The sequence below is a fragment of the Sulfoacidibacillus ferrooxidans genome (assembly GCF_022606465.1).
Lineage (GTDB): Bacteria > Bacillota > Bacilli > Alicyclobacillales > SLC66 > Sulfoacidibacillus > Sulfoacidibacillus ferrooxidans.
The window spans coordinates 104,424-119,281 of record NZ_JALBUF010000002.1; the positions used below are offsets into that span (position 1 = coordinate 104,424).

At 44.3% G+C, this 14,858-nt stretch carries 12 protein-coding genes; 7 read left to right on the plus strand and 5 right to left on the minus strand.

Features of this window, described 5'->3' with window-relative positions; translation table 11 throughout:
• Positions 1-7: 7 nt before the first annotated feature.
• On the plus strand, positions 8-613 hold the full coding sequence (locus MM817_RS05155) for a histidine phosphatase family protein (RefSeq protein ID WP_241712379.1): 606 nt from the start codon (positions 8-10) through the stop codon (positions 611-613).
• A 56-nt stretch (positions 614-669) separates the two neighbouring features.
• The gene (gene cobT, locus MM817_RS17225; RefSeq protein ID WP_336605150.1) at positions 670-2,559 is read left to right on the plus strand and encodes a nicotinate-nucleotide--dimethylbenzimidazole phosphoribosyltransferase; all 1,890 of its coding nucleotides are present in this window, start codon (positions 670-672) and stop codon (positions 2,557-2,559) included.
• Between the two features lie 79 nt (positions 2,560-2,638).
• Here cobT and MM817_RS05170 read toward each other — a convergent pair whose 3' ends face one another.
• Together MM817_RS05170 and MM817_RS05175 are read right to left on the minus strand one after the other, a co-directional pair.
• Entirely contained in the window at positions 2,639-3,454 is an 816-nt protein-coding gene (locus MM817_RS05170; RefSeq protein ID WP_241712380.1) for a C39 family peptidase, read from the minus strand.
• A gap of 63 nt (positions 3,455-3,517) precedes the next feature.
• Positions 3,518-4,963, minus strand: coding sequence for a cation:proton antiporter (locus MM817_RS05175; RefSeq protein WP_241712381.1), 1,446 nt, complete (start codon positions 4,961-4,963; stop codon positions 3,518-3,520).
• A gap of 75 nt (positions 4,964-5,038) precedes the next feature.
• On the opposite strand from MM817_RS05175, the gene MM817_RS05180 reads away from it, so the two are divergent.
• Positions 5,039-6,187: a transglycosylase SLT domain-containing protein gene (locus MM817_RS05180; protein ID WP_241712382.1), complete on the plus strand. Its 1,149-nt coding sequence runs from the start codon at positions 5,039-5,041 to the stop codon at positions 6,185-6,187.
• 111 nt (positions 6,188-6,298) lie between these two features.
• A complete protein-coding gene (locus MM817_RS05185) occupies positions 6,299-8,749 on the plus strand; it encodes a transglycosylase domain-containing protein (protein WP_241712383.1) in 2,451 nt (816 codons plus the stop codon).
• Positions 8,750-8,890: 141 nt separating this feature from the next.
• Here MM817_RS05185 and hemQ read toward each other — a convergent pair whose 3' ends face one another.
• Positions 8,891-9,640: a hydrogen peroxide-dependent heme synthase gene (gene hemQ, locus MM817_RS05190; protein WP_241712384.1), complete on the minus strand. Its 750-nt coding sequence runs from the start codon at positions 9,638-9,640 to the stop codon at positions 8,891-8,893.
• A gap of 286 nt (positions 9,641-9,926) precedes the next feature.
• Here hemQ and MM817_RS05195 point away from each other — a divergent pair, with 286 nt between their 5' ends.
• From MM817_RS05195 to MM817_RS05205, 3 genes are all read left to right on the plus strand, one after another.
• Positions 9,927-10,787 carry a flagellar hook-basal body protein gene (locus MM817_RS05195; RefSeq protein WP_241712385.1) on the plus strand — a complete coding sequence of 287 codons (861 nt, stop codon included), beginning with the start codon at positions 9,927-9,929 and terminating at the stop codon, positions 10,785-10,787.
• 314 nt (positions 10,788-11,101) lie between these two features.
• Complete coding sequence (locus MM817_RS05200; protein WP_241712386.1) at positions 11,102-12,160, plus strand: aldo/keto reductase; 1,059 nt, start codon at positions 11,102-11,104, stop codon at positions 12,158-12,160.
• 95 nt (positions 12,161-12,255) lie between these two features.
• On the plus strand, positions 12,256-13,455 hold the full coding sequence (locus tag MM817_RS05205; protein WP_241712387.1) for an MFS transporter: 1,200 nt from the start codon (positions 12,256-12,258) through the stop codon (positions 13,453-13,455).
• Here the strand turns inward: MM817_RS05205 and lgt are convergent.
• Both lgt and MM817_RS05215 read right to left on the minus strand, forming a co-directional pair.
• Positions 13,452-14,270, minus strand: coding sequence for a prolipoprotein diacylglyceryl transferase (gene lgt / locus MM817_RS05210; RefSeq protein WP_241712388.1), 819 nt, complete (start codon positions 14,268-14,270; stop codon positions 13,452-13,454). The genes MM817_RS05205 and lgt overlap by 4 nt on opposite strands.
• 139 nt (positions 14,271-14,409) lie before the next feature.
• Entirely contained in the window at positions 14,410-14,853 is a 444-nt protein-coding gene (locus MM817_RS05215) for a TlpA disulfide reductase family protein (RefSeq protein ID WP_241712389.1), read from the minus strand.
• Positions 14,854-14,858 lie beyond the last annotated feature (5 nt).

Consider the following 14,858-nt stretch of genomic DNA (forward strand, 5'->3'; position numbering starts at 1 on the left):
TAACGACATGCCATCACACGTTATTTTTGTTCGCCACGCCCAAACAGTAGATAATGTACAAAAACGGTATCTAGGACACCGGGATTCACCACTTAGTGCACTTGGCAAGTGGCAAGAAGAACGCATACTTGATTTGTTGTATACAGAAACAATTGATGCGGTCTTTGGGAGTGACTTACTACGCGCAGCAAGTCTTGCGCAGCGTATCGCACATGATCACCATGTGAAAGCACAATTGACTCCAGATTTGCGTGAAATGAACTTTGGTGTATTTGAAGGGTTAACTTATGCTGAGGTGATGTCACGCTACAGTGAGTGTGCTACAGCTTTTTATGATGATTCGCTTCATATGGCACCACCTAGTGGAGAAACAGGACTGCAAGTGCTTTCGCGAGTACTTCGTTTTGTCAAAGAGCAGTTTTTTTTATCCATTCGCGATCATACAGAGTTAACGCAAACGGTTGTGGTGGTGACACATGGAGGGCCACTACGCCTTTTATTGGCAACCCTTATGTATAATGATCCAACTCGTCATTGGGAGATTAACGTCGATCATGGGTCAATTGTACGCTGTGCAGTTTCTGATAAAAATGAATGGTCAGTTTGTTTGTAACGATATCCTGATGTACACAGTTCACATCAGGATGCATGAGGGATGGGGGACATAGGATGACGACAAGTGATTACATTGCAGTGGTACAAGAGGCTTTAGATCACATTGGGCGACTGGATCGTATAGCGATGGAGCAAGCAAAACAAAGGCTTGATCATTTGACAAAACCTAAAGGGAGTCTAGGTCAATTAGAAACCTGGTTAATTCAAGCTGCAGGTATCCAGCAAACTGCAATAGCGGAGTTTGATCAAACGCATGTAGTGGTTATGGCAGGTGATCACGGCGTGGTCGAAGAGGGAGTATCGGCCTATCCAGCTGACGTGACCAAGCAGATGGTATTGAATTTTTTACATGGTGGGGCCACCATTAATGCCCTTGCACGGCAAGCGCAAGCACAGGTGCATGTGGTTGATATCGGGGTAAAAGAAAGCATTGACCACCCCTTATTGCTCGCTCGCAATGTAAGGCGCGGTACGCGTAACTTTTGTAGGGAACAGGCTCTAACACTTACTGAGGTATGGCAAGCGCTTGCAACTGGTATAGAGATTGGTCAGAAAGTCGCAGATGGCGGGAAACGCGTTGTAGTGCTTGGAGAAATGGGCATTGGAAATACGACGACAAGTGCTGCTATTTTTTGCGCACTTACTGGCGCGACTGTAGCAGATGTTGTAGGGCGTGGTACGGGCATTGACGATGCGACGTTAGCACACAAAACGAATGTGATTACGCGCGCGTTGCAGATGCACCAACCGGATGCATCGGATCCCATTGATGTTTTAAGTAAGTTAGGTGGCCTTGAAATTGCTGGGTTGGCAGGAGTTTTACTCGGGGCTGCTACAAAGCGCGCGGTCGTTATAGCGGATGGATTGATTAGTACGGTTGCCGTGTTGCTAGCAACACGGCTTGAACCTCGTGCCGTCCAGTACGTGATTGCGGGTCATCGCTCTCCAGAACCTGGACATGATTTGGCACTACGTGCATTGCAACTGCGTCCAGTCTTAGATCTCTCTATGAGACTTGGAGAAGCTTCTGGTGGCGTTACCGCTATTCTTGTTTTACAGGGAGCAGGACGTGTCATGAAGGAAATGTCAACGTTTGAAGAAGCAGGGGTATCCGAAGGGGATCATCTTCATTCAGTTGATCAGCCGCAAGAAATAGATTCTGCAGATCAGAGATTGCCATTAAGCAACTTATCAAAGAGCCAACGAGATAAGGATCATGTGCAACAGGTTGCAGCGACTCTGTCGGAACTGTCCGGTGTAGGAGAAGAACCTGGGTTAGTCTACTCACAGTCAGAGTTGGAATTTACTCAGGAGGAACGGGCAGCTGTGTACAAAGCGATTTATTTGCGGCGCGATATTCGTCGATTTGTGTCCACACCGTTACCAGAAGATGCGTTATTGCGCATTCTAAATGCTGGACATCATGGGCCATCAGTAGGATTTATGCAACCGTGGAATTTTATTTTAATTACAGATCCTATCGTTAAACTGCAATTGCGCGATATCGTAGAGCGAGAACGTCTTGCTGCATCTCTCCATTTTGCGGATCCTAAACGAGATGAGTATTTGCGATTAAAGGTAGAAGGAATTCTAGAGGCACCTTTGACAATTTGTGTAACCAATGACCCCACACGTGGCGGAACGCATGTCTTAGGGCGCAATTCAATTGTTGAAACTGATCTCTTTTCAGTTTCTTGTGCGATTGAAAACATGTGGTTAGCTGCCCGTACGGAAAATATCGCGCTCGGTTGGGTGAGTATTTATCAGAAGCCGGATGTTCAAGAGATTTTGCGTATTCCGCCACATGTTACGCCAGCTGGATTGCTCACGCTTGGCTATACAGATGAGTGGCCACAACAACCGATTCTTCAAACATCTGGTTGGCGCGCACGTGTGCCATTTACTGAAGTGCTTTATCGCAATCATTGGGGCATAAAGATGTAGTTGATCTCATGCGCATCTATGTAGGTTTAACGTAGCTTGTTTCAACATTAGATTAGTTACGAGCTTCCGCATCTAATCGTTAGCGTAGGTTTTGAGCATTTAACGGAGCGATTGTCACAGCTTGTCTGCCCATCTGTACAAAGCTTTGGCGAAATGGACCTATTGGTATGTATTGTAATGATCCACTAAGTGGATTGTTGATGATGACATCGGTTTGCGTATAACCAATTAGTAAAACAGCATGCTCATCGAGGGTTGTATGAACAGGTCCTGTAGGACTCTCCCATGTGACAAATGTATGCACAGGTGCAAGCGTCGTGGTCGTCCATACTATCGTGGGGCGACCACTTTTTATGATAGCAAGTAGTGCATCAAAGCGAATACCAGTCAAATCTCGCGCTTTGTTTTTTACATAATCAGTGAGTAATTGTGCTATTGGGTGATGATAGACGCCAAATCCAGGTTGCTTACCAGTGATACTTCCAACAAACCCGTCATTGGGATTGCCCCAACTAACGATCTGACCCTGGTTATTTTCGACGAGTGGAGTTTTGTCGCGTGCAATTTGATGGGCAAGTGTGAGATTACTTACGTGGATGTGGTCAAATTGCAAAAGCATCGCAAGTGCTGTCACCTCACATCCATTCTCTAGCTGGGGCAATTGTCCGATGATAGGGACGCGAATGAATACTTGGTGATGGATTGTGCCTGATAATACATGCTGTTTCTGTGCCACCATCGAGACACGATCAGGACGAGTCAAGTGAAGATGATTCATAGATGGAAGTGGGATGGTCACAATAAAGAGGATAGCCACTATGATCGTGAGCACTTGAACGCGAAGATAATGTCTTAACCAATGTAACACGCCATTGGAGTATATGCGGGTGCGCACTTTTCATCTATCCCTCCTACTGCGTCCTCTTTTACCACTCTAAAAGATGGTGAATTCAAGCGTCTATTTACTATTGAAACGATTCCGCAAACGGTCGATGGAGTTCATAGAACCCATCAGGTGCACTACGTCAAATTGTTCAAGAACGGTATGGCCACGGGGAACTATTTTTTCTTCACCACGCTCAATTGAAATAAACAAGACATCATGCGGCAGTAATAATCTACGCATGGGCGTGTGACTAAAACGCGGTGATAGTACGTCAACTTGAGCGATGACCCAGCCCTCTGGCAAAAAGTCCACAGGAAGTGACGAGTTTGCGTTGGGTGGTTTCAACTGAGTTTGGGATCCCACAAGTCGTGTGAACACACCAGGTGAGATGAGACAGGTGATAATAGCTAAAAGAATGAGACCGTTTGCTAGTCCTGACGGAATGACTCCAATTTGTTGGCCTAGTTTACTGGCTACAATGGTTAAGCTTAATTGCGATCCAAGCAGAAATCCAGCAGCAACTCGTTCTTTTGTTTTAAAGCCCTTCATCCACCATAAAGCGGCTATCATTTTATTTACATACATACCAATAAGAATAATGCCAAGACTAATCCAGAAATAAGCATTTCCAATGAGCGATGATAAGTTAAAGGTCAGACCAACATTGACAAAAAAGATGGGTAAAAAGAAGCCATATCCTATAGAATTTAATTTTTGTGTGAGCTCCGAGTGTTTTTCTGATAGCAAGCTGATGATGGCGCCGGCTAAAAATGCACCTACGACAACCTGTGTTCCGAGCAATTGGGCGAGTGCTAGAAAGATGAGAATGAGAGCAAAAGAACCGCGCAGACCCAGTTCACTAGTGGCGTTTTCAACCGCTGTAAAGAGGTGAATGCCTTTTACCGCTTTTAGTACTCTGTAAACTGCTACGAAGACAAACAGCAAGACGAGCACGAGAAGTACGCTTGCCGCATTGCCAGATGTATGCCATGTGGTGTAGGCTGCAACAAATATGAGCGTCATGATATCAGCTAATAAAGCATAAACTAAAATTTCTTGGCCAAATGGAACTAAAAGCCATCCCTTTTCTTTTAAAGCAGGGGTGACGATTCCTATCGATGTTGTACTCAAGATAAATGTTAGAAATAGTGGGTGATGAACCAAATGCAGACCGTATAACAGGTACGCAATAACTCCTGAAGCGACCATGGCTGTAATGAAAAACAAGATGCCCTTTAGCCATGGTGCACGTTCATTGTTACGACCACTTTGCAAGATGAGATCAAAATCTATTTCAAGACCGGATAAAAACATAAGATAAGAGAATGCAAGGTCAGAGAGAAAAGTTACATAGTTTGTACTTTCGGTTAAATGAAAGCCGCTAGGGCCTACGATGATACCAAGCAAAATTTCAACTACAATAGCAGGGACTAAACCGCGAGTTAACCGATAAGATGCCCATGGGGATAGAAAAGCGATCACAGTGACAAAGAGTAGAGAATAGTAAGTGTTATACAAGTTTTCAACTCCTGTTATCATAGGCTAGTCGAGTTTGTTCTATCATGTTACTATGAGAGTATGAATAAGACCATCATGTATCGAAGCATAATGATATTATTTTGTGGCATTTTTGCATTTTCTATGTTTGCTGTACGCTCAACAGAGGTGCAGGCAAAAGAAACAACACTTATGCATTTACAAAAGGACTATCGAAAAGCAAAAGTGCGAAGTACTCAGTTGCAGGAGCAAATGGTATCCCTGACAAAAGCGCAACAACAAGTTGCGAGTCGTTTGGCACAAACAGAACAGTCACTGATTCGCGCAGAGTTGCAACAGAGGAGTCAAGAGCACATCATAGCATTGCTTCACGCACAGATCCAACAAGATCGCAGAATGACGGATAAGTTTGCACGTAAGGCTGAAGTGGCTGATACACAGTTGCGAGGTCAACTGGAATTTTGGTATGAACAAGGGTCACTTCCCTACATAGAAGTATTGTTAGCTGCGCATAGTTTTTCCGATTTTTTGTATAGAGTATCCGCTATGGATGCTTTATTGGTTCAGCAAAAGGAAGTCTTTACAGAAGATGCCCGTATTTTAAAAAAATTCGAGGTACTCACGGCTCACGAAAAATTGGATGAGCAGCGAGCGCAAGCTGTATATGCTAGTGTTAAGGCGGGGCGGGAAAAAATAGCCGCATCATTTACTGTGGAAAAAAATCTAATTGCACATGTTGAGACGTTAAAAAGCGTCGCTCAAATCAATCGCGGTCAGCAGATTGAGATGATGCAAAGGCTCGCTTCTCAAATTGCTGCAGTAGAGATGGAGCAAGCGCGGATGGCAGCGGAAGAGGCTGCTAAGAAGGCGAAAAATTACAGCGCAGTAACAGCCCCACCTGCAGGAGCACTATTGAACTCTGCTGCTGTACAAAATGACCTTACGATAGCCATTTCTGACACGGATGTACCTCGATCATGGTTACCATGGTTGCTACTTCTGGTACAATACGAGAGCGGGGGGAATCCGTCTGCGCAATGTCCTGTTGCAGTTGATGGTGAACATGCGTCAGGGCTCATGCAAATGTTGCCAGAAACATTTGCGCGCTACGCTTTAGCTGGGCATGATAATATTTGGAATCCGGTTGATAATGCGATCGCCGCGATTCGCTATATTCAAGCGGCGTATGGTAGTCCGTGGAATATTCCGGGTATTCAACAAGAATCGACGTATAGAGGGTATTGAATGATGTCAGAGAAAGTTTGGCGTTCTGATGACAATCTGCTTTAAAACTTTGCACAACTATGAGACCTCTATTACAATGTTAACGTCGCCAGCAGTAGAGGGAGGATAGAAATGGATAAAAAAGGGAAAGCAACAACCAAAGGCTCTGCTACAAAAACGGAGCTGAGACGGTCGCGAAAACGCGTTCCTAGATGGGTAAAGATTACTTGGATAGGGAGCTTTAGCACGTTGATCTTCGCAGTGTTGGTTGTAGGCTTTGTCTGGTTTTTTGCAACTCCGCGTGTGAATCTAAGCATGCTCGATCAGTCAAGTACGCCGACAGAAGTATTTGACCGATATGGACAATTGGCTTTTAAGATACAACCAGCTGGAATTCAGCAAGTTCCATTAAAAGATATACCGCTAAATGCACAACAGGCACTTATTGCAACAGAGGACGCCGGATTCTATCATAACTTTGGATTTAGCATTAAAGGTTACTTTCGTGCGGCGTTTCATGACTTATTGCATAGAGATACAGGGCAGGGCGCAAGTACCATTACACAGCAGTTGGCGAAGTTTGTGTACCTAAATGACAATAAAACGATTGGCTATAAGTTAGAGGAATTATTGCTTTCCATTCAAATTTCACGGCAGTATACTAAACAGCAAATTCTTGACATGTATTTTAATCATGTGTACTTTGGCAATGGGGCTACAGGTATTTCTCAAGCAGCCTATACGTATTTTGGGTTAAAGCCATCGCAAATGAACCAAATGACGTTGCCACAAAGTGCACTTTTAGCTGGACTTCCACAAGCTCCATCGCTCTATGATCCGCTTGTGAATCCAAAGCTTGCACTACAACGCCGCAATGAAGTACTGCAACGCATGGAAGAACAGCATTATATTTCGTATGCGACAATGGTTAAAACTCAAAAAGAACCACTTGAACTACATCCAAAAACGAATAATTTGTCAGGCATACCACCGCAGTATGATTATTATCGGGACTTTTTGTATCAAGAGTTGAATCAGTTACACTTAAGTACGCAAATGCTCTCTCAAGGTGGCGTGAAAATCTATACGTCACTCGATCCACAATTGCAAATGGCGACTTATAACGTTATTAATGATTCAGCGTATTATCCAACTCCGCTCTCAACGGCAACAGAAGAAATTGAAGGAGCGGCTACATTTATCGATCCTCATACAGGCGGAATTATGGCTCTGGTGGGTGGACGGCAAAATGAATACACGTATCGTGGTTTTGATTATGCGGTGTCAACACAGCGTTCACCAGGGTCGGCGATGAAACCGTTAGTCGTTTACGGTCCGGCGCTTCAGTCGGGACAGTGGAACGCAAATTCTGCCTTAAAAGATGGTGTCAATAATCAGCTCTCGTTTGGCAGCTATACGGTGAGTGACTGGGAAACGCATCCTACAGAAAATGGCTATGTAACATTACGCTGGGCATTAGCGGAATCGTGGAATGTACCAGCTGTATGGTTACTCGATAAGATTGGCATTCAAACGGGAATTGACTTTGCGGAAAAAACGGGAATTAATCTTTCTAGTCCGGCCAATCAAAATCTAACCATTGCACTTGGCAATATTCACCCTGGTATCTCGCCATTGCAACTAGCAGATGCATATTGCTCGTTTGATGACAATGGAGTGCGGATGCCTGCGCATTTGATTGATCGGATTATTAATGCTCAGGGACAAGTGATCTATCAAAATCAATCGCAACCGGTTACTGTAATGTCTCCATCCACGGCGACACAGATGGTGGCACTGTTACGCAATAACGTCGTAAATGGCATTGTTTCAGGTGCTGCGGTACCAGGACACGAGGTTGCAGGGAAAACAGGATCTGTGGCGTATACCAATACATCGCATACAGACAGCGATCTTTGGGTAGCTGCATTTACGCCAAATGTGGTTGGTGCTGTGTGGGAGGGTTACCCAGATACAACGCTAGCCAATAGTTTGCCACAGTGGTCTAGTAGCTTTCCGCCACGAGTCTTTTCCGCTATTTTAAGTCAGGGGTTACCTTCAACAGGCGGATCATTTGATGTGGCTCCAGCGGCTGGACCGGATTTTCCAGGAGTAGTACCTGGTCAAAGCGCCAAAAAACAAAAGGCGAAAGGGCAGAGTACAACGACTCCAGCGGGTAGTAGTCAGCCAACGACGCCAACTAGTCCAGCAACGGGAACGAATGGTACGACAGGAACGGGTACTAACAACGGAACACCACCAGCCTCTACTGCCCCTGGAACGGGTAAAGGGCAAACGAATACTAATCCAAGTACACCTTCCACTCCAGCAGGCAATGGATCTGGTTCCAATCCAGCTGGTGGTGGTACATCAACTACCGGTAATGGCAATGGTACAAATACTGGGACAGGTGGAAACACTACTCAACCGTCTGGGTCAGGAAATAGTCCAGGTGGCGGCAATGGCCCGCCAGGTGTAGGCAGTGGCCAAGGCCAAGTGGGACCAGGGGCCGGATCTGGTAGTAGTACTGGGACTTCTGGTACTACTAGTCCGAGTGCTCCTGCTACAGCACCTGCGAATTAGGCTAGGGTACATGATCGTTCGTCTATCTTTCTAGAAGGTGATAGTAAAGGAAACAGCGGCCCCACATCATTGGGAGCCGCTGTTTCCTTTTGGCTTGTCATAGAGATTGTGCATGTGATGCTGCTATTTCTTGCTGTGTTGTTATAGCTGCAAAAAATCAACCAATTCTTGATCGTTAACGACATGTCCAACATAAAATACGCCAAATTCTCCATAGCGCGCACTGACTTCATCAAAGCGCATTTCATATACGAGTTTTTTGAATTCTAGTGGATCATTGGCGTAGAGCGTGACTCCCCACTCCCAATCATCGAGGCCTGCAGATCCTGTAATGATTTGAGTCACTCTACCTGCGTATTTACGTCCAATCATACCGTGACTGCGCATCAATTGTACGCGTTCCTCCATACTGAGCATAAACCAATTGTCGTTGCCAGAGCGCCTCTTATTCATGGGATAGAAGCAGATATGCGGCATCATTTCGCTAAGCTGTGGACGTAGGCGAGGCAATAACTGCGGATCATCTTCTGGCGCAATATCTGGTTTTGATAAGTAGCTACTTAACTCAACGATGGACAAATAAGAGTAGGGTTTTTTCGTGAAAGTAGCAAAGCTTGTCTTATCGAACTCCGTTTCACTGTCCATGAGATCACTTACGGTAGAGCGAAAATGAACAAATAACAGATCCGCTTTATGCCCTGCGATCGTATATACGCCAAATCCGCCCGTGCGGTTTTGGTCGTCAGCACGATACTTTTCAGTATAGGCGGTTAGTTCGCGTAAAGCATCTGCTCGTATCTCTTCACTTGCAGCTTTCCATGCATGCCAATCTATCGTACGAAAATCATGTAACGCATACCAGCCTTCAATCGTTTGTGTTGGTTCAGACATAATAAAATCTCTCCTTTACCTACCCGTAAGCATATCATATACAGTCGTTCCGCTACTAAACTAAGCGTACCGCTTTCACTTAACAGAATCAATCCAGTCGGAACTCAAAACATGACAAATATCGACCAATCTAAGCATTCAATTTGTTGTAATTTGCCGAAATGTGCATTGACGATCTACTCTACCTATGCTACTGTTTTAGTAGATTACCACTCGTCTCTATTTATGAGTTTTATCATCTATTACATAGCTAAATGAAATATATTCTAGAAGGCGAGGACCGTACATGCCTATCGCATTAGATTCCGCAACATCCGGTATGAATGCATTCCAACAAATGATGGACGTCATAGGAAACAATATTGCAAACGTAAACACAACAGGCTACAAATCTTCCTCTACCACTTTTGAGGATCTCCTCAGCCAAACCATGAGTGGCGGTTCCGCAGGCACATCATCGGGAATTGGCGGTACGAATCCAGTACAGGTTGGGTTAGGTACACAGGTCGCTTCGATTTATTCAAATTTTGCTGAAGGATCATTACAAAATACAGGAAATCCAGACGATCTAGCAATTAACGGTTCGGGATTTTTTATGTTGAGTCCAGTTACTGGCGCAACTAGTGGGATTTCTATCACGGGTAGTAATTTATATTATACACGTGCAGGAGATTTCCATGTAGATTCAAATGGCTATTTAGTCAATCCTAATGGATATTATTTAATGGGTGTTTCTGGTTCAGGAGGTGTAACTAATTCATCCACTTTGACTGCCATACAAATATCAGGCACTGGTTCCGAGTTTACTATCGGTGCAAGTGGACTAGTAACTGTAATTCCTGCTTCTGGTTCAAATTACAGTTATAATATTGCGCTTGCAAATGTCACTAATCCAGACGGTTTAATTAAAGCAGGTGATTCTTTGTATGAGGCTAATGGTGCGTCACCTGCTGCTGGACCTAATTCATATAGTGAAGGCGATTCTAGTGGCATGGGTGGGATTCAGCAGGGAGCACTTGAAGGCTCCAACGTTAATTTGACGAGCGAGATGAGTAATATGATCGTTGCACAAACTGGGTATGAGTCAAACTCTAAAGTGATTAACACTGAGAATCAAATGGATCAGTTCATGTTACAGCAGGTGTAATCTCAATCTTTTAGATGAAGATGGATTTTGCTTTCACAATCGATGATAGACACAAGCAATAAGTCGGGTTGAAAATTGACATCCGGCTTCTTTTGCGTGGGCGCAGCATCATTGTCTGACCGGCTCACCCTATCGAGTAAAGTAGCAGCAATGCATGAGGCTAGACAGCGTCATCCACCCTGCGCTTACAACCTCCAACAAAATAGCTAGCTGTCGATCCATCGCCCATGATAAAATACAAAGATCATCAGACTACATAAAAATCACAGATCATTCAATCAAGCGCCGATCTGACAGAAAGGTGGTGGCTAAACATGGGTAGCTTTATGACAGAGCAGCATGGACCATCAAACAAGCCCACGCACATATTGCGCCAACTAGGAACAAGCAACCTACACATATCGCCCATTGGGCTTGGATGTTGGCAATTTAGTAAGGGTAACGGGTTAGTCGGGAAATACTGGCCGGCACTTAGCAACCAGACCATCGTGGACATCGTTCAAACATCTTTACAACATGGTGTAAACTGGTTTGATACAGCTGAGATATACGGAAAAGGAGAATCGGAGAAGGCGCTTGCTCGCACACTACAACAGCTAAACGTCCCTCCAAGTGATGCGATTATAGCGACAAAATGGTGGCCAGTAGCTCGCACTGCAGGCTCCATTCGCGATACCATTATGCAACGCCTAGAGTGCTTGCAACCCTATCCTATTTCTATATATCAGATTCATCAGCCATACGCACTATCATCGATCCGTGCACAGTTAGAAGCGATGAAGGATCTCATCACAGCAGGTCATATCAAATATGCAGGAGTTAGTAACTTTTCTGCCAAGCAAATGGAGGAAGCGCATCAAGTATTACAACAGTATGGTTTATCTCTTATTTCTAATCAAGTAAAGTATAGTATGATAGACCGTCGAATTGAAAAAAATGGAATACTAGATACCGCTAAACGATTAGATATGGCTATTATTGCGTATTCACCACTTGAACAAGGGATATTAACTGGTAAATTTCATTCACAAAGTAAATCAGATGTAGGTCGAGAATTGAATCGAGCGAAAGCACAAGCTACATCTGTTGCACCTTCTGGAATTCGACGATGGCTACCTGGCTTTAGGCAAGCGCGGCTAATAAAAACCTGGCCTTTGATTGAGGAGTTGCAGCGACTAGCACTTGAGTATGAGGTCGAACCAGGACAAGTGGCACTTAACTGGTTGATTCATTATCATGGGCATTATGTCTTTGCTATTCCGGGTGCATCGCGTAGTTCTCAAGCTGCAGCCAATGCTAAGGTGCTAACGTTCCATCTAAGTGATTCAGAGAAAGAGCATTTAAATCAACTGAGTATGCAAGTAACCTTGTAGTTACAATGGCATGACAATATGATATTATTTTGAAGAACGAAATATCTAGTAACCCCGTTCCTTTGGTACGGGGTTTGACATTGGGGCGACATGAGTTGAGTTGGAAACGTACGTTGTGGATATTATGGGCAGCTAATTTTATAGTCATGGCAGGGACAAGTTTAGTTGTTCCATTTCTTCCTTTATATATAGAAACACTTGGCATACACCAGTTAGCTTCGATGGAACAGTGGTCAGGGTGGATTTTTTCTGCACAATTTGTAACGGCGTTTATTTTTCAACCAATTTGGGGGAGTTTTGCGGATCGGTACGGAAGAAAAATGATGCTATTACGTGCCGGTATTGGTATGGGAATTGTCACTGCACTCATGGGTTTTGTGGTTGCACCCTGGCAGCTACTTCTGTTACGTCTGATTAACGGTATTTTTGCTGGATTTATTTCTATGGCAGTTTCGCTTCAAGCGTCGATTACGCCCGATGAATATGCAGGTAGGGCATTAGGTACCTTACAAACGGGAAGTATTGCAGGTGCTCTAATTGGACCGGTTATAGGTGGTGTTCTGGCTGAAGCGTTTGGTTTTAAAGGAGTCTTTTTCTTAACCGGTGCATTATTGCTTCTAGCGAGTATAGTCGTGATGATCTTTGTGAAAGAAAATCATCAAAAAATAGAAAAAGGTAAGGTACAAGTTAAACGTGAGTGGGGGTTATTGATGCCACTTATGCCTGTCTTTATCGCATCCATTGTCACTCAGGCTGGCATGATGAGCATTGAACCAATTGTTACTATATACGCAAAAACTATTTATCATGGACGGCATTTGGCTATAATGGCGGGGTTGGTTGTTGCTACATCAGGCGTGGCCAATCTGATTGGAGCGCCAACATTAGGGCGACTTGGTGATCGCATTGGGCAGCGCAAAGTATTGATTGTAGCTCTTATCATGGCAGCAGTAACTTATCTCCCGCAAGCTCTTGCACATGGTATCGGCACCTTATTAGTGGGAAGGTTTTTACTAGGGCTATTTATCGGAGGAATGATCCCTTCCCTCAATGCTCTAGTGAAGAAAATGGCGCCTAACAATATGCAAGCCACCGCATTTGGATTGAACTCGTCCTCTCTTTTCCTTGGCAATCTAATTGGGCCGTTGATCGGGAGCTCCATTGCGGCGGCTTACACGATACGAGATGTTTTCTATGTTACGATGTCTATTCTTGTAGCTAATGCCATGATCCTCATCTGGAATCGCAGCATCGATCATGCAGATCACAATCATCCTATCAATCAAAGAGCTTAGTCTAGCATAGGTGCAGTTTCATCGAGGGAAGCAGTTTTTTTCCTCCTACGCTCATCGAACCATAGCCAGACGCCAGCAATGATTCCTGCGACCACCATGGGGATGGCTGTCCACTGTGCAGCATCCCAGTTAAATAGAAAACGAGGACTATCTCCACGCAACATTTCTAGGAAAAAGCGAACGATGTTGTAACTGATCATATAATAAACAAAGAGCCAACCTGTTGGCCACTTTTTTAGTTTTAACATCATAAGAATGGCAAAGAGGAGGATATCAGCTTGTCCTTCCCACAACATGGCGGGCCACAGCGGGTGATTGCCGTACTGCTCACGGGCAAGTGTTCCCACTGGGTAGAGTATGCCAAAATTACTACCTGTGGGAGATCCATACGCACTGCCATTCATGAAATCTGCATCTCGGCCTATACTTTGTCCTAGCAATATCCCTGGAGCAGCCATATCAGCAAGTTCCCAAAAGGGGATTTTTTTGATCCGCGCAAATATCCAACCGGTGATAATTGCCCCCACAATACCACCTTGAATGGAGAGTCCACCATTCCAAACGGCGATAATCTGTCCGGGGTACTTAGAGTAAAATGTCCAATTAAAGAAAAAAACTTGCCAAATCCGAGCACTAATAACCCCACCAAAGAAAAGTAATGGGCCTAGATCTAGCCATGCTGGGATATATTTTTCTTTTTTCTCCGTTTTAATGACGTAGATCGTAAAACCGAGGCCTAATATAAATGCAAGCAGAAAAATAGTACTATACGAGCGCACTGGAAACCAGCCAATGTGAAACCAATACTTGTGCAAAACTCATCCTCCTTTATCATTGTCTATATCTAATATTGTCATATGGGACATGTTGTCGCAAGTTTTACTCTAAAGTATAAGCATAAACATATTGCCCACCAAGGCGCTCGCCTCGGTGGGCAATATGTTTTACATGCGTTTATGCAAACAGCTCTTCTAACTTCTTGCCTACGTTTTGCAATCCTTTATCGCCAGCTGCACGAAATTTTAAATTGCCTTCGCGATCAAACAAGAAGTAAGCAGGAACAAACTCGTTTTGATATAACTCTGCGACCTTATGCATGTTGTCAACAGCAATGGTTTGTGTCATACCATAGGTCTGTATATCTTCGAATACTTTTTGTAACTCTGTGTCCGCTTCATAACGTGGCATATGCACAGAAATTAATTGTAACCCTTGTGGTACATACATGTCACGGTATCGAATCACTTCAGACATTGTTTCGTGACATATATGACATGAAACAGCCCAAAAGTGAATAAGGATGGGTTGTCCAATGCTCAGTTGTGGTGCGGTCTCAACGCCAATCCACTGCGTGGCGCCTTCCAAACCAGGGAATGATGTTCCTACGCGCATTGGCATGTGTC